This window comes from Micromonospora arida (assembly GCF_003857035.1).
GTDB lineage: Bacteria > Actinomycetota > Actinomycetes > Mycobacteriales > Micromonosporaceae > Micromonospora > Micromonospora arida.
In genome coordinates, this window is record NZ_QGSY01000225.1 from 1 (window position 1) to 23955 (window position 23955).

General features: G+C 72.3%; 22 protein-coding genes. 11 read left to right on the forward strand and 11 right to left on the reverse strand.

Features of this window, described 5'->3' with window-relative positions; genetic code table 11:
• From purB to DLJ58_RS22050, 4 genes are all read right to left on the reverse strand, one after another.
• Nucleotides 1-1383 (reverse strand): adenylosuccinate lyase (gene purB / locus DLJ58_RS22035; protein WP_124858898.1); only part of this gene is annotated, 1383 nt, incomplete at its 3' end.
• An 85-nt stretch (nucleotides 1384-1468) separates the two neighbouring features.
• A complete protein-coding gene (locus DLJ58_RS22040) occupies nucleotides 1469-3868 on the reverse strand; it encodes a hypothetical protein (protein ID WP_124858899.1) in 2400 nt (799 codons plus the stop codon).
• Nucleotides 3861-4892, reverse strand: coding sequence for a glycosyltransferase family 2 protein (locus DLJ58_RS22045; RefSeq protein ID WP_124858900.1), 1032 nt, complete (start codon nucleotides 4890-4892; stop codon nucleotides 3861-3863). Before DLJ58_RS22045 ends, DLJ58_RS22040 begins: the two co-directional genes overlap by 8 nt.
• Nucleotides 4893-5049: 157 nt before the next feature.
• On the reverse strand, nucleotides 5050-6342 hold the full coding sequence (locus DLJ58_RS22050; RefSeq protein WP_124858901.1) for an acetyl-CoA C-acetyltransferase: 1293 nt from the start codon (nucleotides 6340-6342) through the stop codon (nucleotides 5050-5052).
• A 55-nt stretch (nucleotides 6343-6397) separates the two neighbouring features.
• Between DLJ58_RS22050 and DLJ58_RS22055 the strand changes: the two genes are divergently transcribed.
• The 7 genes from DLJ58_RS22055 to DLJ58_RS22085 all read left to right on the forward strand — a co-directional run bounded on the left by DLJ58_RS22055 (nucleotide 6398) and on the right by DLJ58_RS22085 (nucleotide 13491).
• Nucleotides 6398-7780 carry a 3-oxoacyl-ACP reductase gene (locus DLJ58_RS22055; RefSeq protein WP_124858902.1) on the forward strand — a complete coding sequence of 461 codons (1383 nt, stop codon included), beginning with the start codon at nucleotides 6398-6400 and terminating at the stop codon, nucleotides 7778-7780.
• Entirely contained in the window at nucleotides 7780-8646 is an 867-nt protein-coding gene (locus tag DLJ58_RS22060; protein ID WP_124858903.1) for a MaoC/PaaZ C-terminal domain-containing protein, read from the forward strand. Before DLJ58_RS22055 ends, DLJ58_RS22060 begins: the two co-directional genes overlap by 1 nt.
• 102 nt (nucleotides 8647-8748) lie before the next feature.
• Nucleotides 8749-9501, forward strand: coding sequence for an NUDIX hydrolase (locus DLJ58_RS22065; protein WP_124858904.1), 753 nt, complete (start codon nucleotides 8749-8751; stop codon nucleotides 9499-9501).
• Complete coding sequence (locus tag DLJ58_RS22070; RefSeq protein ID WP_124858905.1) at nucleotides 9498-10466, forward strand: serine/threonine protein kinase; 969 nt, start codon at nucleotides 9498-9500, stop codon at nucleotides 10464-10466. Before DLJ58_RS22065 ends, DLJ58_RS22070 begins: the two co-directional genes overlap by 4 nt.
• 9 nt (nucleotides 10467-10475) lie before the next feature.
• The gene (locus DLJ58_RS22075) at nucleotides 10476-11435 is read left to right on the forward strand and encodes a hypothetical protein (RefSeq protein WP_124858906.1); all 960 of its coding nucleotides are present in this window, start codon (nucleotides 10476-10478) and stop codon (nucleotides 11433-11435) included.
• A complete protein-coding gene (locus tag DLJ58_RS22080) occupies nucleotides 11432-12694 on the forward strand; it encodes an adenylosuccinate synthetase (RefSeq protein ID WP_124858907.1) in 1263 nt (420 codons plus the stop codon). Before DLJ58_RS22075 ends, DLJ58_RS22080 begins: the two co-directional genes overlap by 4 nt.
• A gap of 161 nt (nucleotides 12695-12855) precedes the next feature.
• Nucleotides 12856-13491 (forward strand): DedA family protein, encoded by a 636-nt coding sequence (locus DLJ58_RS22085; protein ID WP_124858908.1) that lies wholly within the window; start codon nucleotides 12856-12858, stop codon nucleotides 13489-13491.
• A gap of 5 nt (nucleotides 13492-13496) precedes the next feature.
• Here DLJ58_RS22085 and DLJ58_RS22090 read toward each other — a convergent pair whose 3' ends face one another.
• Nucleotides 13497-14138 (reverse strand): response regulator, encoded by a 642-nt coding sequence (locus DLJ58_RS22090; RefSeq protein ID WP_091396102.1) that lies wholly within the window; start codon nucleotides 14136-14138, stop codon nucleotides 13497-13499.
• Nucleotides 14135-15286: a sensor histidine kinase gene (locus DLJ58_RS22095; protein ID WP_124858909.1), complete on the reverse strand. Its 1152-nt coding sequence runs from the start codon at nucleotides 15284-15286 to the stop codon at nucleotides 14135-14137. Before DLJ58_RS22095 ends, DLJ58_RS22090 begins: the two co-directional genes overlap by 4 nt.
• A gap of 170 nt (nucleotides 15287-15456) precedes the next feature.
• On the opposite strand from DLJ58_RS22095, the gene DLJ58_RS22100 reads away from it, so the two are divergent.
• On the forward strand, nucleotides 15457-16122 hold the full coding sequence (locus DLJ58_RS22100; RefSeq protein WP_425271333.1) for a DedA family protein: 666 nt from the start codon (nucleotides 15457-15459) through the stop codon (nucleotides 16120-16122).
• Here DLJ58_RS22100 and DLJ58_RS22105 read toward each other — a convergent pair.
• A complete protein-coding gene (locus DLJ58_RS22105) occupies nucleotides 16097-16735 on the reverse strand; it encodes a TetR/AcrR family transcriptional regulator (RefSeq protein WP_124858910.1) in 639 nt (212 codons plus the stop codon). The genes DLJ58_RS22100 and DLJ58_RS22105 overlap by 26 nt on opposite strands.
• A 67-nt stretch (nucleotides 16736-16802) precedes the next feature.
• Between DLJ58_RS22105 and DLJ58_RS22110 the strand changes: the two genes are divergently transcribed.
• The 3 genes from DLJ58_RS22110 (at nucleotide 16803) to DLJ58_RS22120 (ending at nucleotide 20230) form a co-directional block, all read left to right on the forward strand.
• Nucleotides 16803-17255, forward strand: a complete 453-nt coding sequence (locus tag DLJ58_RS22110) for an SCP2 sterol-binding domain-containing protein (protein ID WP_124858911.1) — start codon at nucleotides 16803-16805, stop codon at nucleotides 17253-17255.
• 1 nt (nucleotide 17256) lies between these two features.
• A complete protein-coding gene (locus tag DLJ58_RS22115) occupies nucleotides 17257-18471 on the forward strand; it encodes an acyl-CoA dehydrogenase family protein (protein WP_112586166.1) in 1215 nt (404 codons plus the stop codon).
• Nucleotides 18472-18667: 196 nt separating this feature from the next.
• Complete coding sequence (locus DLJ58_RS22120) at nucleotides 18668-20230, forward strand: AMP-binding protein (RefSeq protein ID WP_124858917.1); 1563 nt, start codon at nucleotides 18668-18670, stop codon at nucleotides 20228-20230.
• A 19-nt stretch (nucleotides 20231-20249) separates the two neighbouring features.
• Here the strand turns inward: DLJ58_RS22120 and DLJ58_RS22125 are convergent, their stop codons facing one another.
• From DLJ58_RS22125 to DLJ58_RS22140, 4 genes are all read right to left on the reverse strand, one after another.
• A complete protein-coding gene (locus DLJ58_RS22125) occupies nucleotides 20250-21041 on the reverse strand; it encodes a hypothetical protein (protein WP_124858912.1) in 792 nt (263 codons plus the stop codon).
• Nucleotides 21034-21555, reverse strand: a complete 522-nt coding sequence (locus DLJ58_RS22130) for a SigE family RNA polymerase sigma factor (RefSeq protein ID WP_124858913.1) — start codon at nucleotides 21553-21555, stop codon at nucleotides 21034-21036. The genes DLJ58_RS22125 and DLJ58_RS22130 overlap by 8 nt, the downstream gene beginning before the upstream one ends.
• Before the next feature lie 61 nt (nucleotides 21556-21616).
• Nucleotides 21617-22867 (reverse strand): phosphoribosylamine--glycine ligase, encoded by a 1251-nt coding sequence (gene purD, locus DLJ58_RS22135; RefSeq protein ID WP_124858914.1) that lies wholly within the window; start codon nucleotides 22865-22867, stop codon nucleotides 21617-21619.
• Between the two features lie 105 nt (nucleotides 22868-22972).
• On the reverse strand, nucleotides 22973-23955 hold a 983-nt coding region (locus DLJ58_RS22140; protein ID WP_425271334.1), incomplete at its 5' end, for a type IV toxin-antitoxin system AbiEi family antitoxin domain-containing protein.

Here is a 23955-nt window from a genome sequence, read left to right on the forward strand (position 1 = left end):
GGCGGTCACCACCTTGGTGATGCGGCCTGTCACCGCCGCCACCTGGGCTTGGGCGGCACCTACGAAGGCGTTGCGGTCGGCGACCAGGGTGTCGATGTCGGCGCGGGACAGGCCGAGCCGGCCGTCCGCCGCCAGGCGGTCGAAGAGGTCGTTCTCCGGTGAGCCCTTCTCGCGCATCGCCAGGGCCACCGCCACCGCGTGCTCCTTGATCACCTCGTGGGCGACCTCCCGGCCGACGCCCCGCCGAACCGCCGCGACCAGGATCTTCGTGGTGGCCAGGAACGGCAGGAAGCGCTCCAGCTCCCGGTTGATCACGGCCGGGTACGAGCCGAACTCGTCGAGCACGGTGAGGAACGTCTGGAACAGCCCGTCGGCGGCGAAGAACGCGTCCGGCAGTGCCACCCGGCGGACCACCGAGCAGGACACGTCCCCCTCGTTCCACTGGTCACCGGCCAGCTCACCGACCATCGACAGGTAACCCCGGATGATCACGGCGAAGCCGTTCACCCGCTCCGACGAGCGGGTGTTCATCTTGTGCGGCATCGCGCTGGAACCGACCTGACCCGGCTTGAAGCCCTCGGTCGCCAACTCCTGACCGACCATCAACCGGATCGTGGTGGCCAGCGACGACGGCGCGGCGGCGGTCTGGGCCAGCGCGGCCAGCACGTCGAAGTCGAGCGAGCGCGGGTAGACCTGCCCGACGCTGTCCAGCACCCGGGAGAAGCCCAGGTGCTCGGCGACCCGTCGCTCCAGCTCAGCCACCTTGTCGGCGTCGCCGTCGAAGAGGTCGAGCTGGTCGGCGGCCGTGCCGACCGGTCCCTTGATCCCCCGCAGCGGGTAGCGGACGATCAGCTCCTCCAGCCGCTCGTACGCGATCAGCAACTCCTCCGCCGCCGACGCGAAGCGCTTGCCCAGCGTGGTGGCCTGCGCCGCCACGTTGTGCGAACGGCCGGTCATGACCAGCTCGGAGTGCTCGTGGGCCAGCCAGGCCAACCGGGCGAGGGTGGCCACCACCCGGTCGCGGATCAGCTCCAGTGAGGCGCGCACCTGGAGCTGCTCGACGTTCTCGGTGAGGTCCCGGGAAGTCATCCCCTTGTGCACGTGCTCGTGCCCGGCGAGCGCGCTGAACTCCTCGATCCGGGCCTTCACGTCGTGCCGGGTGACCCGCTCCCGCTCGGCGATCGAGGCGAGGTCGACCTGGTCGAGCACCCGCTCGTACGCCTCGACCACGCCGTCCGGCACCGGCACGCCCAGGTCGCGCTGAGCGCGGAGAACGGCGAGCCAGAGCCGCCGCTCCATCCGGACCTTCTCCTCCGGGGACCAGAGGGCGACCAGTTCGGGCGAGGCGTACCGGTTGGCCAGCACGTTGTGGATCGTCGTCACGTACCTCATTGTCCCGCACCCGTTGGTCGGGAGCGGGACCGGGCCGGGGGTCGAACGCCGGGACCGGGCCGGGGTGCCCGGGCGGTCAGGGCCGGCTCAGCTCGTAGACGGTGACCGAGCCGACGACCAGTCGGACCTGGGCCAGCCCGGCCAGCTCCGTCGACACCGCACCCGCCCTGGCGTCGGCGAACAGCCACCGGACGCCGTACTCGGTGCGGAGCCGGTCCAGGTCGACCCGGGTCGGCGCGCTGAACACCCCGTCGTTGAGCGCGAGCAGCGCCTGGTCGGGGAAGCTCTGTCGGGCGTACCCGAGGCTCTCGACGCCGTGCGCGGCCACTACCGCGTCGGTGTAACCCCAGCTCTCCACCACCGTGCGGTGTCCGCCCAGGCCGGTCACCCAGAACGCGCGGGCATCGCAGTGCGGGGTGGTCCGCACCGGCCGGCAGTGCACGTTGGTGGCGACCACGTCGTCGTCGGCGGCGTTGTCGTCCAGCCACAGCGCCGCGCGCATCTCGTCGGTGGTCAGCGAGTACGGCTGGGGCCCGGTCGCCCGCACCGGCTCGGTCAGCACCGAACGGACGGTACCGCCCACGATGACGGCGGCGCTGGCACCGAGCATCGCCGCGGTGATCCCGGCCAGAGCGATCGTCGCCGCCCGCCGACGACGTGCCGAGCCGTCCGCCGGCCCGGAGACCGGTGCCGGGTGGCGCCGTCGCCACAGGGCGGCCACCCCGACCGCCAGCGCGGCGGCCATCGCCACGAACAGCACGTACCGGGCCGCCGACAGACCCAGCACCCGCAACCAACCCTCGATCGTCGAGGTGGTGGGGGTGCCGGGACGGCTGATCCTCGGCACGGCGAAACCCGCCACCGTGCCGGCCGTGGCGAACCCCGCCAGCGCGCCGGCCACGGCGGGCACCACCAGCACCGGCCAGGGTGCGCGGGCCTCGGCGAGGGACCAGGTGGTCAGCACGACGCCGACCGGGATGACACCCATCCAGAAGTAGATCTGACTGATCGACGGGTGCTGGAACACCCAGGTGGCGGCCGCCCCGGCCAGAACCGTGCCGGCGATCAGCCAGACGGCCGGATCGGCCCGGTGCCCACCGTCGACCAGCAGCCGCATGCCCACCCACCGGGGTGCCTGAGCCAGCACCCACCAGGCCACCACGGCGAACGCCAGCAGCCACCCGAGGATGCCACCGTCGTTGATGCCCGGTGGCAGCGGCGCACTCGGCCAGATTCCGTCGCCCGTTCCGACGGTCTCGGCGTACGGGGCGATGAAGTGCAACAACGCCAACGCCTGCACGCGCAGCGTGCCGGCCCCGCCACCGGCGAACAGCCGGAAGCCGAGCGCCATCGCCGCCACGAGGCAGGCCAGCGCCGTCAGGGCGGGTCGCGGTACCTGCCGCTTCCGCCACCAGAACACGACGACGGTGAGACCCAGGCCGGCGATCAGCGGCGGCAACGCGCTGGACTTCGCGCCGGCACAGATCAACCCGAGCGCCGGAACCAGCGGCCAGGCCGGGCCCAGGGGACGCTCCCGGACCACGTCGACGACGAGCCCGGCGATCAGCAGCAGCGGCACCAGCACGTACGTCTGGGAGGGGCTGGCGTACGACAACGGCATCTCGCCGGACGCGCCCACCGGCGAGCCGAGCGTGATCGCGGCCCCGGTGAAGGCGGCGAGAGCTGCCACCGGGCCGGCCCAGACGGCACCACTCAGGTCGCGGGCCAGCCCGGCCGCGAGCAGCACCGCGGTACCGACCACCGGCACCAGCCAGAGTCGCAGCAGCACCACCGCAGGCGAAATTCCGGTGATCATGCTGCCGCTGGCGATGTGCGCGTCGGACAGGTAGTGGTAGCGCAGCGCCTCCCCCGCGACGTGCGGCAGCTCGAACGGCATCGCCCGGGTCAACTCCTGCACCAGACCCAGGTGGTAGAGCACGTCCTGGTAGTAGCCGCCGGACACCGGCGGGAGCGGGACCGTCCGCCACTGGGTGTATCCCCAGGCCAGCACCACCAGCAGCGCCGCGCCCATCCCCCAGTGCCAGGCGAGCGGCAGCGGACGGCGCTCGCCGACCCGCCAGTGCCGGCGCAGCCCGGGGACGGCGACGAACGCCACGAGGACGGGCAGCGGCCACCACCGCAGCAGGGACTGCTGACCGGTCGCCGCGGCCAACGCCCACGCCATGATCTCCAGCACCAGGCCGGTGGCCGCGCCGTAGCCGAGGTCCTCCGGGAGGTTGCCCCGGCTGCCGCGCAGCGCCCGGTGCACCAGGGTCCCGGGGAGCACCAACGCGAGAACCCAGTACGCGGAGAACCGCGCGAGATCCGGGACGGGCACACCGCCACGGGACCAGACCACGAGCAGCGCGGCGATCACCAGCAGCCACGGGAGCGTGCTGAGGACCGGCAGGAGAGCGTTCCGGCGCGACGCCGGCGCCGTGGTGTCGACCCGCTCGGCCAGGAGGAGGTCAGCCACGGACGCCGACCGCCGAATCGAAGCTCGGCGTACGGGAGACGTCACCGCTCCGGGCCACCGGCTGCGCGTCCGGGACCTCGTCGCGGGAGTCGAACCCGATGTGGAACGCGGGCCGGTTCTGCACCGTGGCGTAGATCCGGCCGACGTACTCGCCCAGCAGGCCGAGGCAGACCAACTGCACCCCACTGAGCAGCAGCACCGCGACGAACATCGAGGTCCAGCCGGGGATGGTGGTGCCGGAGATATGAGCGACCATGCCGAACACGATCAACCCGAGGCAGAGCAGGAAGCTCGACATTCCCAGCCAGGTGGCCAGGCGCAGTGGCGCGGCGGAGAAGTTGGCAGTGCTCTCCCAGGCCAGGGCCAGCATCCGGCGCAGCGGATACTTCGTCTCGCCGGCGGCGCGGGCCTCACGGTCGTAGCGCACCTCGGCGCTGGGGAAGCCGAGCGACGGCACCAGCAGCCGGTAGACCGGGGCGCGTTCGGGCAGCCGGCGCAGGACCTCGATCACGTCCCGGCTGAGCATCCGGAAGTCGCCGGCCTGCGCGGGCAGGTCGACGCCGACGAGCCGGCGCATCGCCCAGTAGTAGCCACGGGCGGTGTTGCGCTTGAAGACCGTGTCGGTGCTGCGGTCGGCGCGAACGCCGTAGACCACATCCACGCCGTCCTCGCGGGCGACGCGGAGCATCTCGGCGATGGTCTCCGGTGGATCCTGCAGATCGGCGTCGAGGCTGACCACCCACTGGCCGACGGCCCGGTGCAGGCCGGCGGTCAACGCCGCCTGGTGGCCGCTGTTGCGTCGCAGCCGGAGCACCCGCAGCTGCGGCCAGTCCCGGCCGTGGTCGAAGAGCACCGACACGGTGTCGTCCCGGCTGCCGTCGTCGACGGCGACCACCTCGTAGTCGACGCCGAGCGCGTCGAGCACCGGCCGGAGCCGGGCGACAAGCGCCGGGATGACATCGGTCTCGTTGAACATCGGGATGACCACCGAGAGGGTGGTCGTCCGTGGGAGGACGGACTCCATGGTGTTACGGCCCCGTTCCGCACGCAGGAGCGATCGAACCGCGCCCCGGGGCGCGGTTCGATCACCGTTGCGTGTTAAACCCTCCACCAGCGGGCCAGCTTCTGAACGGTCCGTTAACGCCTGCTGGCGGTCACCCCGGTAGGGGACGATCCCGCGTTCAACGCTCCAGGATGGCTGTCACGCCCTGACCACCGGCGGCGCAGATGGAGATCAGCCCGCGCCCGCTGCCCTTCTCGGCCAGCAGCTTGGCCAGGGTCGCCACGATCCGCCCGCCGGTCGCGGCGAACGGGTGCCCGGCGGCCAGCGACGAACCGTTGACGTTGAGCCGGTCGGTGTCGATCGCGCCCAGCGGCGCGTCCAGGCCGAGCCGGTCCTTGCAGAACTCCGGCGACTCCCAGGCGGCGAGGGTGGCCAGCACCTGCGACGCGAACGCCTCGTGGATCTCGTAGTAGTCGAAGTCCTGCAACGTCAGCCCGGCGCGAGCCAGCATCCGGGGCACCGCGTACGCGGGTGCCATCAACAACCCCTCGTCGCCGTGCACGAAGTCCACCGCCGCCGTCTCCGACCAGCTGAACCAGGCCAGCACGGGCAGGTTGTGCGCTGCCGCCCACTCCTCGCTGGCCAGCAGCACGGTGGACGCGCCGTCGGTGAGCGGCGACGAGTTGCCGGCCGTCATGGTGGCCTGCTCGGCGTCCGGGCCGCGGGTGCCGAAGACCGGCTTCAGCGAGGCGAGTTTCTCCAGGCTGCTGTCCGGGCGCAGGTTCGCATCCCGGGTGAGCCCCAGGTACGGCGTCATCAGGTCGTCGAAGAAACCCCTGTCGTACGCGGCGGCGAGGCGCTGGTGTGAGCGCAGCGCCAGCTCGTCCTGGGAGCGCCGGTCGATCTGCCAGCGCACTGCGGTCCGGGCGGCGTGGTCGCCCATGGACAGGCCGGTCCGCGGCTCTGCGTTGCGCGGGATCTCCGGCTTGAACGGCTGGAGTGGGCGTAGCTTCGCCGCGATCTTGAGCCGTTCCCCCAACGTGCGGGCGGAGTTGAGCTTGAGCAGCGTGCGGCGCATCTCCTCGTTGACGGCGAGCGGGGCGTCGGAGGTGGTGTCGACACCGCCGGCGATGCCCACGTCGAGTTGACCGAGGGCGATCTTGTTGGCGACCAGGATCGCCGCCTCCAGGCCGGTGCCGCAGGCCTGCTGGATGTCGTACGCCGGGGTGTGTGGGTCGAGCCGGGAGCCGAGGACCACCTCGCGGGTGAGGTTGAAGTCACGGGAGTGCTTGAGCACCGCCCCGGTGACCACCTCGCCGATGCGCTGCCCGGCCAGCCCGTAGCGGGCGATCAGCCCGTCGAGCGCCGCGCCGAGCAGGTCCGCGTTCGACGCGTCCGCGTAGCGCGAGTTGGAACGGGCGAAGGGGATGCGGTTGCCCCCGATGACCGCGACCCGCCGGATGCTCTGCACGATCCGCCTCCTCGACATGTGTTGCTCAAACCCTACTCGCCAGTAGGCTACGCCCATGACCGACAGGTACGCGAGCTTCGTCCAATCGGCCGCCGGCCGCGCGCTGGTCAAGCGCCTCGGGCTGCCCGACCCGCCCCGACTGCGCCGGCACCACCCCGGCGACCCGCTGCTGGCCGGCCCGGCCCTGCTCGGCGCGGCCACCGGCGGCCGGCTCGCCGAGCCGATCGCCAAGATCCTCACCGCCGCCGGGGTCGAGCTGGCCGACCCGGCCGCCAACCCGTCAGGCGACACCCCGCAGCGGTACGGGGCACTGCTGTTCGACGCCACCGGGATCACCGACTCGACCGAGCTGCGCCAGCTCTACGACTTCTTCCACCCGCAGGCCCGGGCCGTGCTGCCCAGCGGCCGGGTGATCGTGCTGGGCACCCCGCCGCAGGAGTGCCCGACACCCCGCGAGGCGACCGCCCAGCGCGCTCTCGAAGGGCTGGTCCGCAGCATCGGCAAGGAGTTCGGCCGGGGCACCACCGCGCAACTCGTCTATGTCAGCGGTACCGCGGCGGACGACCCGGCCCACTCCGCTGGCACGATCACGAGCCTCGAATCGACGGTCCGGTTCCTGCTGTCCGGCCGGTCCGCGTACGTGTCGGGGCAGGTCATCCGGGTCGGCGGCGGCGCGGCGAGCGTCCCGGCCGACTGGGACCGCCCGCTGGACGGGCAGGTCGTGCTGGTCACCGGCGCCGCACGGGGCATCGGTGCGGCGCTGGCGAAGGTGCTGGCCCGCGACGGCGCGAAGGTGGTGGCCCTGGACATTCCGGCCGCCGGTGACGCGCTGGCCGCGGTGGCGAACGACATCGGCGGCACCGCCGTCCAACTCGACCTGACCGCGCCGGACGCGCCGACCCGACTCGCCGAGCACCTGGCCAGCCGGCACGGTCGGGTCGACGTGGTGGTGCACAACGCCGGCATCACCCGGGACAAGACGCTGGGCCGGATGGACGCCGACCGGTGGGACCAGGTGATCGACGTCAACCTCTCCAGCCAGGAGCGGATCAACGACGTACTGCTGGAGCGGGAGCTGATCCCGGCCGGCGGGCGGATCATCTCGGTCTCCTCGATCGCCGGGATCGCCGGCAACCGGGGGCAGACCAACTACGCCACCAGCAAGGCCGGCGTGATCGGGCTGGTCGACTCGCTCGCACCGGCCCTGCGGGAGCGCGGGATCAGCGTCAACGCGGTGGCCCCCGGCTTCATCGAGACCCGGCTGACCGCGCGCATCCCGCTGGTGGTCCGCGAGGCGGGCCGGCGGATGAACAGCCTGGCCCAGGGCGGGTTGCCGGTGGACGTGGCCGAGACGATCGGCTGGCTGGCCTGGCCGGCCAGCGGCGCGGTCAGCGGAAACGTGGTCCGGGTCTGCGGCCAGAGCCTGCTGGGGGCGTGATGGGCGCGCGGCCGGAGTCGGGCAGCCGTACCCGGGTCGAGCTGCCCCGGATGCCGGCGGTCGGGGCGCTGCACCGGCAGGCGTTGCGCGGCGCGCTACCGGGCCTCGGGGGTGGGCGGCGCGGGCCCGACCTACCGGCGGTCGAGTTGACGGTCAGCGGGGTGCGCGTCGATCGGGCGCAGCTGGCCGACTACGACCGGGTGTGCGGGTTCCGGCTCACCGACCGGCTGCCCGCAACGTTCCCGCACGTCATGGGCTTTCCGCTGGCCCTGCGCCTGATGACCGCGCCGGACTTCCCCCTCCCGCTGATCGGCCTGGTGCACGTCGGCAACCGGATCACCACGCACCGCCCGATCACCGCCGACGACACCCTCGACTTCACCACGTACGCGGAGGACCTGCGCCCCCACGACCGGGGGCGGCAGGTGGACGTGGTGCTGGTCGGCTCGGTCGACGGGGAGGAGGTGTGGCGCGGCGTCTCGACGTACCTCGGTCGGGAACGCAAGCCGGGCGGGCGCGAGCCCGGCGAACGTCCCGCGGCGCCGACGGCCACCGCCCGCTGGCGGGTCGAACCGCGCATCGGTACGGAGTACGCGCGGGTCTCCGGCGACCACAACCCGATCCACACCTCCCGACTCGGGGCGCGGCTGTTCGGCTTCCGCCGGCCGATCGCGCACGGCATGTGGAGCAAGGCGCGCTGCCTGGCCGCGCTGGAGGCCCGGCTGCCGGACGCGTACACCGTCGAGGTCGCCTTCAAGCTGCCCGTGCCGCTGCCGAGCACCGTGAGCTTCGCGCTCCTGCCCGACGGCGGGTTCGCCCTGCACGACTCCCGTGGCCGACCCCACCTGACCGGTCTCGTGCGCTGAGCGCACCGCACTGGATTCGTGCGCTGAGTTGCCCTTGGCAGGCGCGCACTTCTGCGCTAGGTTGTTCTCACAGCGAGATGTTCTCAGAATGAGAGAGACGTGATGAACGAGCAGGAGTTCCTGGCCGCGTACGACCCCCGGGCCTACCCGTCGGTCGCGGTGACCGTCGACGTGGTGGCGCTGACCATCCGCGACGGCGCGCTGCACCTGCTGCTGATCCGGCGCGGCGAGGCACCCTTCGCGGGGCACTGGGCGCTGCCCGGGGGCTTCGTCCGCCCCGACGAGGACCTGCCCGCTGGCGCCCGACGGGAGCTGGCCGAGGAGACCGGGCTCGGCGGCGAGGCGCTGCGCCGCGTACACCTGGAGCAGTTGGGCAGCTACGGCGCTCCCGACCGTGACCCGCGCATGCGGATCGTCTCGATCGCCCACCTCGCGTTCGCCCCCGACCTGCCGGACCCGGCCGCCGGCAGCGACGCCGACGAGGCCGTCTGGCTGCCGGTGACCGCGCTGACCAACCGACAGCTCGCCTTCGACCACGGCCGGATCATCGACGACGCGTTGGAACGGGCCCGCTCCAAGCTGGAGTACACCCCGCTCGCCACCCGCTTCCTCGCCGCCGAGTTCACGATCAGCGAGCTGCGGGCCGTCTACGAGACGGTCTGGGGGCACCCGCTGCACGCCGGCAACTTCCACCGCAAGGTGCTCTCCGTGCCGGGCTTCGTGGAGAGCACCGGCGCCAGCACCGAGCGCGGTGGTGCCCGAGGCGGCCCGCGCGCCCGGCTCTACCGAGCCGGCGACGCCCGCCTGCTGCACCCGGCGCTGCTGCGCCCCGCCCACGAGGAGGCGGTGCGGTGAGGGCCGCGGAGGCCATTCGCCTGGTCGCGGCCGCCCGCACCGACGCGGACCTGTTCGGCGCCGACCAGCCCGCCCGCCGCTACCGCGAGCTGGTCGCGGCCCTGCACCCCGACCGCCTGCCGACCGACCCGACGGTACGCGCCGAAGCCATCGACGCGTTCATCCACGTCACCACCCGGTGGCAGGCACGGCAGAGCACCGTCCTCGGCGACTACCGGCTCGGCGCGCCGGCCCACTCGGGTGACCTGGCCGACCTCTACGACGTCGGCGACGACCGCCTGCTCAAGCTTCCTCGTCGGCCCGCCGACAACGATCTGATGGCCCGCGAGGCGCACGCCCTGCGCACCATCGCCGAGCGCGGCGACCCGCGCTACCTGCCGTACGTGCCCCGGCTGGTCGACGAGTTTCGGCACCGGGACACCGCCACCGGCGCTGAACGGCGGATCAACGTCCTCGCCGCCGCACCCGGCCTGCACGACCTCGACGAGGTACGGCGCGCGTACCCCGACGGGCTGGACGCCCGGGATGTGGCCTGGATGTGGCGGCGGCTGCTGGTGGTGCTCGGCCTGGCCCACCGGGCGGGCGTGGTGCACGGCGCGGTCCTGCCCCGGCACGTGCTGATCGAGCCGGACGCCCACGGCGTGGTGCTGATCGGCTGGTGCTTCTCCGCAGCCGTCGGGAGCACGATCCCGGCGGTCGTACCCGGCCACGGCTGGGACCCGGAGGAGGTCCTCAAGAAGCAGCCCTGCGGGCCGGGCACCGACATCGCGATGGCCAGCCACTGCATGAGCTGGCTGATGGGGCCGCGCGTCCCTCGCGAGCTGCACACCTTCGCGCGGGGCTGCCGGCAACGGTCCCTGGACGCCCGACCCGACGACGCCTGGCGCCTGCTGCGCGAACTCGACCAGGTGCTGGACCGGCTCTACGGGCCACGCACCTTCCGACCCTTCACCCTCAACCCCTAAGGAGCTGTCATGGGCAGTGGAATCTGGTCCACCGACGTGTACGACGCCGCCGACCGCTACCGCCGGTCCACCGGCAGGAGCGCCTTCTCCTACAGCGACAGCGGGGCGCGCACCGTGCACCCTGCGCTCGACCCCAGGGACGCGACCCGCGAGAGCCGCGACTCCGACGAGCACCCCCGGTCGACTCCCGTCGCGGTGCTCTTCGACGTGACCGGCTCGATGCGCACGGTGCCGCGGGTCCTGCAGACCAAGCTGCCGCAACTGCTCGGGCTGCTGCAACGGCAGGGTTACGCCAGCGACCCGCAGATCATGTTCGGTGCCATCGGCGACGCCACCTGCGACCGGGTGCCGTTGCAGGTGGGCCAGTTCGAGTCGGACAACCGGATGGACGACGACCTCGGCCGGATCGTGCTGGAGGGCGGCGGCGGCGGACAGATGAGCGAGTCGTACGAGCTGGCCATGTACTTCATGGCCCGGCACACCGTCACCGACAACTGGGAGAAGCGCGGCCGGCGCGGCTACCTGTTCATCATCGGCGACGAACTGGCGTACCAGCGGGTGAAGGCCCGGGAGGTGGCCGGCCTGATCGGGGACGACCTCTCCGAGGACGTGCCGCTGCGGCAGGTCGTCGACGAGGTGACCCGCCGCTGGGACACCTACTACCTGCTCCCCGCCGGCAGCCACTACGCCGGCAACGCCAAGGTGCTCGACTTCTGGCGGGACCTGTTCGGGCAGAACGCCGTAGTGCTCGACGACCTCGACGCGGTCTGCGAGACCATCGCGCTCACCATCGGCCTCGGCGAACAAGCCATCGACCTGGACGAGGGCCTGCGCGACCTGGACCGCGCCGGCTCCAGCGCCACCGGGACCGTGTCGAAGGCGCTGGCCCGCCTCGGCCGGGAACGGCGGGCAAAGGTGTCGACGCTGCCGGCGTTCGCCGACACGGCCAGCGGGGTGACCCGGCTGTGAACCACGTGGCGGTGGTCGACCTCGGCTACGGCGACGCCGGCAAGGGCACGGTGGTGGACTGGCTCTGCGCCACCCGTCGGGTGCACACGGTGGTCCGCTTCAACGGGGGCGCGCAGGCGGCACACAACGTCGTGCTGCGCGACGGGCGGCACCACACGTTCGCACAGTTCGGCGCCGGCACGTTCCATCCCGGTGTGGGTACGCACCTGTCCCGGCACGTGGTGGTGGACCCGCTGGCGTTGGCCGCCGAGGCCGACCACCTCGCCACGGTCGGGGTGCCCGACGCGCTGGACCGGCTGACCGTCGACGGGGACGCACTGCTCGCCACCCCGTACCACCGGGCCGCCAACCGGGCCCGCGAGATCGCCCGGGGAGCCGACCGGCACGGCTCCTGCGGGCTGGGGGTGGGCGAGGCCGTCGCGTACGGTCTCGCCCACCCCGACGACGCGCCCCGGGTCGTCGACTGCCACCACCCGGCACTGCTGCGCCGCAGGCTGACCACCCTGCGGGACCGGCTGACCGCCGAGCTGGGCCCGCTGGACGCGCCACCGGTCGAGGACTGCCTGCCCGCGTACACCGGGTTCGCCGACCGGGTCGCCGTCGTGGACGCCAGTTGGCTCGCCGGGGCGCTGCGCACCGGGACCTGTGTCTTCGAGGGCGCGCAGGGGGTGTTGCTCGACGAGTGGCACGGCTTCCACCCGTACACCACCTGGAGCACCACCACGTTCGCCAACGTCGACAGCCTGCTCGCCGAGGCGGGCCGGCCCGGCGACGTGACCCGGATCGGGGTGCTCCGCGTGGTCACCACCCGGCACGGGCACGGCCCGTTGGTGACCGAGGACCCGAGCCTGCCGTTCGCCGACGCGCACAACGCCACGAACCCGTGGCAGGGCCGGTTCCGGTTCGGCCACTTCGACGCGGTCGCCCACCGGTACGCCCTCGCCGCGGCCGGCGGCGTCGACGGCCTGGCCCTCACCCACCTCGACCTGGCCGGCCCCGACCTGCGAATCTGCCGCCGCTACGACACCGCCGACCGGCTGACCCCGGGCCCGCCCGGCGACCTGGACCGGCAGGCCGCGCTCACCGCCCGCCTGCTGCGCTCCCGACCGGTGTACGACGAACCGCCGACGGACTGGGCCGAGGCGGTGAGCGCCGAACTGGGTGCGCCAGTGGTGCTGACCTCGCAAGGCCCCACCGCCGACGACAAGACCCCGTGCGGTCCGCTGCTCGCCCCACCAGCCCTGGCTCGCGCGGCCTGACCCACCCCGTCCCAACCCGTCGATCTTGCACTTTCGGTCGTTGTTCTGCGGCTTTTGCAGCGATTGGTTCGGACCCAAAGTGCAAGATCGGCGCGGGGCGAGGTCGGGGTTATCCCGCGGCTTCGGCCACCGGGCGGGTCGCACCCGGCGAGCATGGGGGCATGGACTCCGCGCTCGACCTGCTCCGACAGCTGGTCACCTCACCGTGGGTGTACCTGCTGATCTTCGGACTCACGGCGGTCGACGCGTTCTTTCCGGCCGTACCCGGCGAGGCGGCCGTCATCACCGCCGCCGTGCTCTCCACCAGCGGAAATCCCAAGCTGGCGGCGGTGATCGTCGCCGCCGCGCTCGGCGCCTGCGTCGGTGACCACGTCTCGTACGCCATCGGGCGCGGTGGCGGCGCGAGACGCCTCGCCGGGTTTCCCGATGGCAGCCGCCGACGAGCCAGTTCGGAGTGGGCCCGGCGCGCGCTGAACCGGCGCGGCGGGCTGATCCTGACCACTTCCCGGTATCTGCCGGGCGGGCGGACCGCCGTCACCCTCACCATGGGCGCGGTGCGCTATCCCCGCCGGTCGTTCCTGCTGTACGACGCGATCGCGACGATCACCTGGGCCCTGTACTGCGGGCTGCTCGGCTACTTCGGTGGGCTGGCCTTCGAACGGCACCCCGTCAAGGGCGTCCTCGCCGGGATCGGCCTGTCGGTGATCGTCACGCTGGGCATCGAGGGCATCCGTTGGCTGCGCCACCGGGCGCGCCGCCGCGCCGCCGCCACCACCGACCGGGCCGGATCGACCTGACACCGTCACAGCAGGTCGGCGTCGTACACCAGGATGGCCAGTTGCACACGGTTGCCCGCGTGGAGTTTCGCCAGCGCCCGGCTGACGTGTGCCTTGACGGTGGCCTCGCTCATCGTCAGCCGCCGGGCGATCTCCGCGTTGCCGTGCCCGCGCGCCACCTCCCGGACGATCGCCAGCTCCCGCTCGGTCAGCGGTGCGAGCCGCTCACGGGCCGCGTCCCGGCGGGCCGGACCACGCTCGGCGAACGAACTGATCAGGCGCCGGGTCACCGTCGGGGCGAGCATCGCGTTACCGGCGGCCACCGTACGAACGGCGGCGGCCAACTCGCGGGGCGGAGTGTCCTTGAGCAGGAAGCCGACCGCGCCGGCCCGCAGCGCCCGGTGCACGTACTCGTCGAGGTCGAACGTGGTCAACATGATCACCTTCGGGCCGACGGCGACCACGTCGGGCGCCACGGTCAGCCCGTCGACGCCCGGCATCCGCACGTCGAGCAGCACCACGTCGGGGCGTAACCGCTGGGCCTGCTCCAGCGCGCCGGCGCCGTCCGCCGCCTCACCGACGACGGTGATGTCCTCCGCCGCCTCCAGGATCAGCCGCAGCCCGGCCCGAACCAACTGCTCATCGTCGACCACCACGACCCGGATCACGCCGCACCCGCCAGCGGGATCAGGGCTCGGACCAGGAAGCCGCCGTCCACGGGAGCTGCCTCCAACCGGCCGCCGAGCAGTTCCACCCGCTCACGCAGCCCGAGCAGCCCCTGCCCGGCACCCGGCAGCGTCGACCCGCCCTCGGACGGGCCGTTGCGGACCAGCACCTCCAGCCCGTCGGGCAGGTAGCGCAGGCAGACCGTCGTCTCGGCGTCGGCCGCATGCTTGCGCACGTTGGTCAGCGCCTCACGGACCACCCGGTACGCGGTACGCCCCAGCGTCGCCGGAAGGGCCGTCGGCACACCCTCGTCCTGCCGGGACACCCGCAGCCCGGCGGCACGGGACTCCCCGATCAACTCGTCCAACGTCTCGAGCCCTCGCTCCGGTGTCACGGCCGGGCCGGCCTGGCGCAGCACACCCAGCACCTCGCGCAGGTCGGTGAGCGCCTGCCGGCCGGTCGTCCGGATCAGCGCGGCGGCCTCGACCGTCGCCGGGTCCACGGCGGTCACCTCCAGCGCCCCGGCATGCACCACCATCAACGAGACCCGATGCGCCACCACGTCGTGCATCTCCCGGGCGATCCGGGTCCGCTCCTCGGCGCGGACCCGGTCGGCGCGGGCCTCCTGCTCGCGTTCCAGCCGCTCGGCCCGGTCCCGCAGAGCGGCGAGCGTGTCCTGACGGGCCCGCACCCAGAGGCCGAAGACCAACGGAAGCCCCACCAGGCAGGCGGCGAGCAGCAGCACGTTGCCGGTGCTGGCGGTGGTGATCCGGCGTACGCCACCCACCGCCAGCCCGACCAGCACCCCACCGGTCAGCACCACTGCCGCCCCGGCGAGGTAGCCGGCTAGTTGGCGACCCCGCAACCGCAGACCCGCCTGGTACGAGGCCAGCACCCCGGCGGCCGCCGCGGCGAGCACCAACCAGCCGACCGCCGCAGCCAGGAACAACGGCCAGCGGCGGGTCCGAACCGTGGCGGCGGCCCACGCCGAGCCCAGTGCGATCAGCAGCACGACCACGCTCGGCAGCGGCGAGCGGACCCCGATGTCACCGGTCGCGCTGGCCCACACGGCCGCGGCGACCAGGACGGCGAGCAGCGGCGGGGCGTACCGATGAACGACCCGCCGGAGGGCGACGGCGCTGGAGGCCACGCAGCGAGCCTAGGGCTCAGCCGACGCATCGGGTCGCCCCGCAGCGCCGTACCCGGGTGAGGTGGGGGATGACCCCGATGCACGGTCCGGGCCGGCCGCTACCTAAGTAGTGCCGCCCACCTGACCACTGGGCGATGGCGGGAGCCGCCGCCCCGACCAGCATCGGGATCATGGATCTGCTCGACCTGCTGCACGACACGATGTCCTCGCCCTGGGTGTACCTGGCGATCTTCGCGATCGCGGTGCTCGACGGCTTCTTCCCGGTGGTGCCGAGCGAGACGGCGGTGATCACCGCGGGGGTGTTCGCGGCCTCCGGAGCGCCGTATCTGCCGGCGGTGATCCTGGTGGCCGCCGCCGGGGCGCTGGTCGGCGACCACATCTCGTACGCCATCGGGCGGGGTGGCGGCACCCGGCTGCTCGACCGGCTGCCGCCCGACGGTCGACGCCGAGCCGCCATCGACCGGGCCCGGCGGGGGATCGCCACCCGGGGCGGCCTGATCCTCACCGTGGCCCGCTACATTCCGGGTGGCCGGACCGCTGTCACCCTCACCATGGGTGCGGTGCGCTATCCACGACGACGGTTCCTGGCCTTCGACGCGCTGGCCGCCGGCTCGTGGGGGCTCTACTCGGCACTGGTCGGCTACGTCGGCGGGCTGGCCTTCGAGCAGGACCCTTTGCGCGGTCTCCTGCTCGGTCTGGGCCTCGCCCTGACGGTGACGGTGGTCGTCGAGGTGGTGCGGTGGCTCCGCAACCGCCGCCGTACGGCGCGGGCCGGCGAGCCGGGCACCGACGCTGTTCCCGCCGGGGCCGTCAGTCGGCCGGCGGACGCCAGGTGACGCCGTGCAGCAGTTGGGCGGCACCGAGCCAGGCCACGTTCATCATCCGGGTGGCCGTCTTCTCCGGGTCGGCGTCCGGGTGGTCCGCGAGCCAGTCGGCCAACGACTCGGTGGCGCCGACCAGGGCGTACGCGACGACCTCAAGGTCGATGGCGGCGATCTCGCGGCCCTCGACGCGCAGCGCGTGGTCGAGCATTCCGGCGACCACCTCGACCAGCCGGGCCCGCATGGTGGCCAACTCGCCGGCGAACGGCTGCTCGCCCCGGGCCTGCCGGTAGAGCACCGCCCAGCCGTCCCGATGGGCGCCCACGAAACCGAAGAACGCCCTCAGCCCGCGCCAGAGCCGCTCGTCGGCCGGCAGGTCGGGGGCCGCCGCCCCGGCGATGGCCTGCATCATCCGGGTGCCCTCCCGGTGCAGGCAGGCGACGAAGAGCTCCTCCTTGGTGCCGAGGTACGCGTACACCATGGGTTTGGAGATGCCGGCGTCCTCGGCGATCTCGTCCATGCTGGCGGCGTGGAAGCCACGTCGGGAGAAGACCTTGACGGCCGCGTCGAGCATCTGCTGCTCGCGGACGGCGCGAGGCAGGCGCTTGAATGCGGGGACGCTGGACACCTTGCGAGCATACCTACTCGTGCGTAGGGTTACGCGCGAGTAGCCAATCTTCCGGAAGGCGCACCTGATGACTGACTTCGACCCGGCCACCTTTGCCAACGTCGGCCCCAAGGAGTTCGCCCAGCTGGTCAAGTCCACCCCGGACGACAAGATCGCCCAGGTGATGTCCGGCGACATGCGCGACAAGGTCCTGGGCGAGGTGTTCGGCCGGATGCCGTCGCTGTTCCGCGCGGACCGTGCCGGTTCCACCAACGCGGTCATCCACTGGATCATCACCGGTCGCCCCGACGGCGGCAGCGACACCTACGAGGTGGTCATCGCCGACGGCACCTGCGTCGTGAACGAGACCCCGCAGCACGACCCGAAGCTGGCTCTCACCATGGGCCCGGTCGAGTTCCTGAAGATCGTCTCCGGTGGCGCCAACCCGGTGATGATGTTCATGACCGGCAAGTTGAAGGCGAAGGGCGACCTCGGCCTCGCCGCCAACATCGCCAACCTGTTCGACATCCCCAAGGCCTGACATGGCCGAGTTCTCGCTAGACCTGAACGAGGAACAGCGGGATCTACGCGACTGGGTGCACGGCTTCGCCGCCGAGGTCGTGCGCCCAGCCGCCGCCGAGTGGGACGAGCGCGAGGACACCCCGTGGCCGGTGATCCAGGAAGCCGCCAAGGTCGGCCTCTACGGCTTCGAGTTCCTCGCCACCTGCTGGGCCGACCCGACCGGGCTCTCCCTGCCGATCGCCAGCGAGGAACTCTTCTGGGGTGACGCCGGCATCGGCCTGAGCATCTTCGGCACCTCACTCGCCGTCGCCGCCATCTACGGCGCCGGCACCCCCGACCAGATGGTCGAATGGGTGCCACAGTGCTTCGGCGACGTCGACTCGCCGGCCGTCGCCGCCTTCTGCACCAGTGAGCCGGAAGCCGGCTCCGACGTCGGCGCGATGCGCACCCGGGCCGTCTACGACGAGGCCACCGACGAGTGGGTCCTCACCGGCCAGAAGGCGTACGCCACCAACGGCGGAATCGCCGGAGTGCACGTGGTCACCGCCTCCGTCGACCCCGCGCTCGGCTCCCGGGGTCAGGCGGCGTTCGTCGTACCGCCGGGCACACCCGGCCTGGCCGCCACCCGCAAGCTGCGCAAACTCGGCCTCCGCGCGTCACACACCGCCGACGTCTTCCTCGACGGGGTACGCGTACCCGGCCGCTGCCTGCTCGGCGGACGGGACGCCCTGCTGGAACGCCTGGACCGGGCCCGCTCCGGTCAGCGGGCCACCGGACAGGCCGCGATGCGCACCTTCGAGCTGTCCCGACCCACTGTCGGCGCCCAGGCGCTCGGCGTGGCCCGGGCCGCCTACGAGTACGCCCTCGACTACGCGAAGGACCGCGTCCAGTTCGGACGCCCGATCATCGAGAACCAGGCGGTCGCGTTCGCGCTGGCCGACATGCGGATGGAGATCGACGCGGCGCGGCTGCTGGTCTGGCGGGCCTCGTGGATGGGCCGCAACAACCGCCCGTTCACCGCGGGCGAAGGGTCGATGTCCAAGCTCAAGGCCGGCGAGGTGGCCGTGTCGGTCACCGAGAAGGCCGTGCAACTGCTCGGCGGAGCCGGCTTCCTGCGTGACCACCCGGTCGAGCGCTGGTACCGGGACGCCAAGATCTACACCATCTTCGAGGGCACCTCGGAGATCCAACGACTGGTCATCTCCCGGGCGATCTCCGGGATGCAGATCCGCTGACCGCCGTCGGCCCGACGCCATCTCCACGGGTCGGGCCGACGGCGGCCCCGGATTCCACGATCTGTGCCGTCTTCGTCACCCCACGCCGACGCCAACTGGGCCCCCAGCCGCCCCCAGTGCATGATCAAGGAAAGAAGCCCTGATGGGCGGGGAGTCGGTCGCCCCGTCCGCGCACCACCCCGAGGAGGTCTGCGGCATGGACCTGCCGTTCATCGTTGCCACGCTGACCCGTCGCGGGCTACTCACCCCCGGCAGCCCGGTCCGGGTCGCCTCGCAGCTCAACGCGTTGCGGACGTGGGGGTGGAGCCTGGCAGGCGAGCTACGCCAAGCAGCCGCCCGGGACCCGGGCCGTCCGGCCGTCATCGACGAGGACGGCGTCGAGCTGACCTACCACGACCTGCTCGACCGGGCCGAACGGATGGCCCGCTCCATGCGGGCCGGGCTCGGCGTACAGGCCGGCGACCGGATCGGCGTGCTCTGCCGCAACCACCACGGGCTGATCGAGACGATCGTCGCCGCCACCCTGCTCGGCGTCGACGCGGTACTTGTCAACACCGGGCTCAGCGCCGCCCAGCTGGGCACCGTCGCCGAGGAGCAGCGGCTGCGGCTCCTCGTGCACGACGACGAGTTCACCGAGCGGGTCCTCGGCCTCCCCGCCGAGCTGTCCCGGCTCGACGAACGCGCGCGCGAGGAGTTGGTAGCCGGGGCACTGCCAGGTGAGCTGCACCCGCCCGAGCGCGACGGCCGGATCATCGTGCTCACCTCCGGCACCACCGGTACGCCCAAGGGCGCCCGCCGGCCGACGCCCAGCGGCTTCGGCCCACTGGTGTCCATCATCGACCGTATTCCCCTGCACGCCCGCAACCGGGTGATGATCGCCGCGCCGATCTTCCACACCTGGGGATTCGCCGCCCTCCAGGTCTGCCTGGCACTACGGGCCACCATCGTGCTGCACCGACGCTTCGACCCGGCCGCCACGCTCGCCGCCCTGACCGCGCACCAGTGCGACGCGCTCTTCGCCGTACCGGTGATGGTGCAACGGCTGCTGGAGGTGCCCCCGCCGGAGCCGCGCCCCCCGCTCAAGGTCGTCGCGGTCAGCGGCTCCGCCCTGCCCGGCGGGCTTGCCCCGAAGTTCATGGACGTCTACGGAGACGTCCTCTACAACCTCTACGGGTCCACCGAGGTCTCCTGGGCCTCCATCGCCGGCCCGCAGGACCTGCGTCAGGCACCCACCGCCGCTGGTCGCCCGCCGCACGGCACCCGACTGGCGCTGCTCGACGACGACGGCCAACCCGTACCGGACGGACGGGTCGGGCGGATCTTCGTCGGCAACGAGATGCTCTTCGAGGGCTACACCTCCGGTGCCAACCGGGAAACCCACGACGGCCTGCTCGACACCGGCGACCTCGGCCGGCTCAACGCCGACGGGCTGCTCTTCGTCGACGGCCGGGCCGACGACATGATCGTCTCTGGGGGCGAGAACGTCTTCCCGTCCGAGGTGGAGGACCTGCTCGCGCAACTGCCGCAGGTCCGCGAGGCGGCCGTGATCGGCGTGCCCGACCCCGAGTACGGCCAGCGCCTCTCCGCGTTCCTCGCCCTGCACCCCGGCGAAACCCTCGACCCCGAGGCGGTACGCGAGTACGTCCGGCACTTCCTGGCCAGGTTCAGCGTCCCCCGGGACGTGATCTTCGTGAAGTACCTGCCCCGCAACGCCACCGGCAAGGTGCTCACCCGAGAACTGCGCCGCTACTACGGCTGACGGGGGCGAGCCGCGTCGCTCACGGGTACAGGTTGAAACCCGGCCACCGGCCAATGGTCACCAACTGGTCCTCGGTCAGCAACAGCTCGTCCACGGACGCACCGGGTTGATCCAGCTTGACCACCACCGTCGTCCCATCGGGACGCAGCACCGTCGCAGAGCGGCTGCCGGTGCCCGCCGCCGGGTCGACCTCGGTGCCCAACGCCAGCTGGGTGCCGTCCGGGAGCTGAGCTGTCGAGCAGTCCTCCGTTGAACGCTTGACCAGCGTGCAGGCAGGCACCGCCCCGAGGGACGGACTCAGGCTGATGACCAGATCGCCACGATCACCGCCCCGGGACAGCTTGACCGTCACCTCGTAGACGTACCCACCCACCGTGCGCTCGTACGACAGCTGCGGCAGCGGACACCCGGGAACCCCCGACTCGACAGTCAGCTCCCGAGGCAGGTTGACGCTCAGCGCCTCGCGCAGCGCCGCGGTCAGCCGGACCGCCGCGGCGGCCGGCTGCTCCGACGGGAACGGGGGCGCCGAGCCGTACCGCTCGAACGGCGGCACGGTCCCACTGGGAGACGCGTTCAGCGGGGCACAGAGCGACGGGCCGGTGTTCGCCGTCGGCTCCCGCGAGTCCCGGTACGGTCCGGTGACCAGTGTCGACGTCAGTGCGATCACGGCCACCGCCACCCCGGAGCCGGTCAACGCCCACGCCCGGTGCTGCCGGCGACGCCGGTCGGCCAGGATCAGTTCGTCCACGTCGATCCGAGTCGGCGGTGCCTGGGCGACCGCCGCACGCAGCTGGTCGTAGAGCTCATCCATCGTTGCGTACCTCCTCGACTCGATCCGGCATCGGGGCGAGGCGGGCTCTCATCGCCTCGATGCCACGCGCCGACTGGCTCTTGACGGTGCCTGGAGTGCAGCCGAGTTCCTGCGCGGTCTCCTCGACGGACAGGTCGCAGAAGTAGCGCAGCACGAGGACCGCGCGGCGGCGCGGCGGCAGCTCGGCCAGCAGAGCGAGAAGGGTCAGCCGATCAGCCGCGCCGTCGGTGCCGGTGGCTGCGACCGCGCGATCGGGCACCTCGGCCCAGGCGGCCTCCCGCCGCCACGGCCGACGTCGCTCGTCCAACCAGACCCGCAGCAGGATCCGCCTGGCGTACGCGTCCGGGTTGTCCATGACGGACACCCGTGACCAGTGCCGGAGCAACTTGACCAGCGTCGCCGACACCAGGTCGTCGGCCGTGTGCCAGTCACCACAGAGCAGGTACGCCGTGCGGCGCAGCGGCTCCAGCCGCGCACCGACGTAGTCGCGGTAACCCTCGACATCGACCGGCATTCCGGCCACCCCCTCGTCTCACCGCTCAAACGGCAGCGGGGTGGCCCGGGGTTGCCTGAGTTCAGCCGGGAATTGTGATCCGATCCTCGATCGCGGCGGTGGCGATGTCGGTGCGGTGCTGCGAGCCGGCCAGCTCGACCCCGTCCACCAGCGCGTACGCGGCGTCCCGCGCGGCGGCCAGGTCGGCGCCGGTGGCCGTACCGCAGAGGACCCGGCCGCCGGCGGAGAGCAACGCGCCGTCGCTGGCCCGGCGGGCGGTGCCCGCGTGGATGATGCCCGGACCCTCCGCGCCGGTGATCACGTCGCCGGTGCGCGGCGCGGCCGGATAACCCGCCGAGGCGAGCACCACTGTCACGGCGCTGCCGTCCCGCCACCGCAGCGGCGGGTGCTCGGCCAACGTGCCGGTGGCCGCGGCGTGCAGCAGCCCACCCAGCGGGGTCTCCAGCAGCGCGAGCACCACCTGGGTCTCCGGGTCACCGAAGCGCGCGTTGAACTCGATCACCCGAGGGCCGGCGGCGGTGATCGCGAGCCCGACGTAGAGCAGGCCGGCGAACGGCGTGCCCCGGCGGCGCATCTCCGCCAACGTCGGGTGCACCACGTCGCGCATGACCTCGTCGACCAGGCCGGACGGGGCCCAGGCCAGCGGCGCGTACGCGCCCATGCCACCAGTGTTCGGCCCGGTGTCGCCGTCGCCGAGCCGCTTGAAGTCCTGTGCCGGCAACAACGGCAGCGCCGCCTCGCCGTCGGTGACCACGAAGAGGCTGACCTCCGGGCCGTCGAGGAACTCCTCGACCACCACACGTCCACACTCGTTCGCGTGCGCCAGCGCGGCGGCCCGGTCGTCGGTCACCACCACGCCCTTGCCGGCGGCGAGCCCGTCGTCCTTCACCACGTACGGCGCGCCGAACTCGTCCAGCGCCCGAGCGGTGCTCTCCTCGTCCGTGCAGACGTACGCCCGTGCGGTCGGCACACCGGCGGCGGTCATCACGTCCTTGGCGAACGCCTTGGAGCCCTCCAGCTGCGCGGCCGCACCGGATGGACCGAACACGGCGATGCCCTTGGCGCGTACCGCGTCGGCGACCCCGGCGACCAGCGGCGCCTCGGGCCCGATCACCACCAGGTCAGCCGCTGTCTCCACGGCCAGCGCCGCCACCGCGGCCGGATCTGTCGGAGTGACCGCTCGCAGCTCAGCCACGCTGGCGATCCCCGGATTACCCGGCGCCGCAACAACCGCGGAGACACCTGGATCGCCAACCAACCCGAGCGCAAGCGCGTGCTCCCGCCCACCGCCACCAACCAAAAGAACCCGCACGCCCGAGATCCTACTGTCCCCCTGTCCAACCCCCGCCCCCGTAGGGCCTCGGTGATCAAGAGGTTTGCGTCAGCAGAGGGCTCGTCTTTGACGGAAACCTCTTGATCACCTCCGCCGGGCGACCGCAACCGCGATTGCTTGGCGGACCGTTTTGGGGATGTAGGTGGGGTGGAGGGTGTCCTGCCAGGTGAAACGGAGGATCGTCCAGCCGGCGTTGACCAGGCGGTTCTGGCGACGGCGGTCGGCGTAGGCGGCCTCCGGGGTGCCATGCGCGTCTCGGCCGTCCGCTTCGGCGATCAGCCTTGGGCCGCGCCAGCCCAGGTCGCCAATGCCGAGCAGATAGCCGTCATTGTCGCGCACTTCCAACTGCAGCGTGTCCGGCGGAACTCCCCCGTCGACGCATCGCAGTCGAGAGCGAGTCTCCAGTGGCGACTGTGCCCGGCCATCCGCCTCAGCGAGACAGGCGCGTGCCATGACCGCGCCCCGACGTCCCCGGATCAGGTTCGGAATGGCCGCCAGATGTGCCGGATTGATGCGGCCCTGGTTCAGGGCGGAGTCGAGGACCGAGACAGCTGGATAACGATCAACCCGAAGGATGACGTCCGAGACGGTGTGAAGCGGAGAGGTCGCCGGAATGCCCGCAACCGTGACGATGTCGCCGGGGCCGACGGTCACCTGATGCACCGTCAACCACGGCACCAGGGAGCGCTGGGGTCGGGGTCGCTCGACTGGCACCGAGACGTGGACCTGTGCACTCCGGCGAAGACCCGCGATGCCGTGCAACTCCAACGCTGAGTCCAGAACAGCGAAGGCGCCTGGGCCGAGGCTCATGACCGCAGCGCGGATTCGCGCCCGCCGACGCGTCGAATCACTCAGCTCCGCTTCTGGAACGAAACAGCCACGGAGAAGCCGCTGCCACCTGCCGGACCGGTGTAACTGTCGGATCTGGTCCCTGGTCAGGCCGGCACGCAATGCCTGACCCAGGGTGACCATGCCGTCCTGCCCGGCCGCAATGTGGCGAAGAAGTTGATGTGCACCCATGCCCACACCCTGCCCACCCACACCTCCCGAGCGAAGCCCCTGTGGAC

Coding starts and splice junctions, on each gene's coding strand:
- DLJ58_RS22100 (WP_425271333.1), top strand. CDS start 15,457: ATGGATCTGCTCGACCTGCTGCACGACACGATGTCCTCGCCCTGGGTG.
- DLJ58_RS22085 (WP_124858908.1), top strand. CDS start 12,856: ATGGACTCCGCGCTCGACCTGCTCCGACAGCTGGTCACCTCACCGTGG.
- DLJ58_RS22125 (WP_124858912.1), bottom strand. CDS start 21,041: ATGGATGAGCTCTACGACCAGCTGCGTGCGGCGGTCGCCCAGGCACCG.
- DLJ58_RS22045 (WP_124858900.1), bottom strand. CDS start 4,892: ATGGAGTCCGTCCTCCCACGGACGACCACCCTCTCGGTGGTCATCCCG.
- DLJ58_RS22130 (WP_124858913.1), bottom strand. CDS start 21,555: ATGCCGGTCGATGTCGAGGGTTACCGCGACTACGTCGGTGCGCGGCTG.
- DLJ58_RS22075 (WP_124858906.1), top strand. CDS start 10,476: ATGGGCAGTGGAATCTGGTCCACCGACGTGTACGACGCCGCCGACCGC.
- DLJ58_RS22065 (WP_124858904.1), top strand. CDS start 8,749: ATGAACGAGCAGGAGTTCCTGGCCGCGTACGACCCCCGGGCCTACCCG.
- DLJ58_RS22060 (WP_124858903.1), top strand. CDS start 7,780: ATGGGCGCGCGGCCGGAGTCGGGCAGCCGTACCCGGGTCGAGCTGCCC.
- DLJ58_RS22115 (WP_112586166.1), top strand. CDS start 17,257: ATGGCCGAGTTCTCGCTAGACCTGAACGAGGAACAGCGGGATCTACGC.
- DLJ58_RS22120 (WP_124858917.1), top strand. CDS start 18,668: ATGGACCTGCCGTTCATCGTTGCCACGCTGACCCGTCGCGGGCTACTC.
- DLJ58_RS22055 (WP_124858902.1), top strand. CDS start 6,398: ATGACCGACAGGTACGCGAGCTTCGTCCAATCGGCCGCCGGCCGCGCG.
- DLJ58_RS22110 (WP_124858911.1), top strand. CDS start 16,803: ATGACTGACTTCGACCCGGCCACCTTTGCCAACGTCGGCCCCAAGGAG.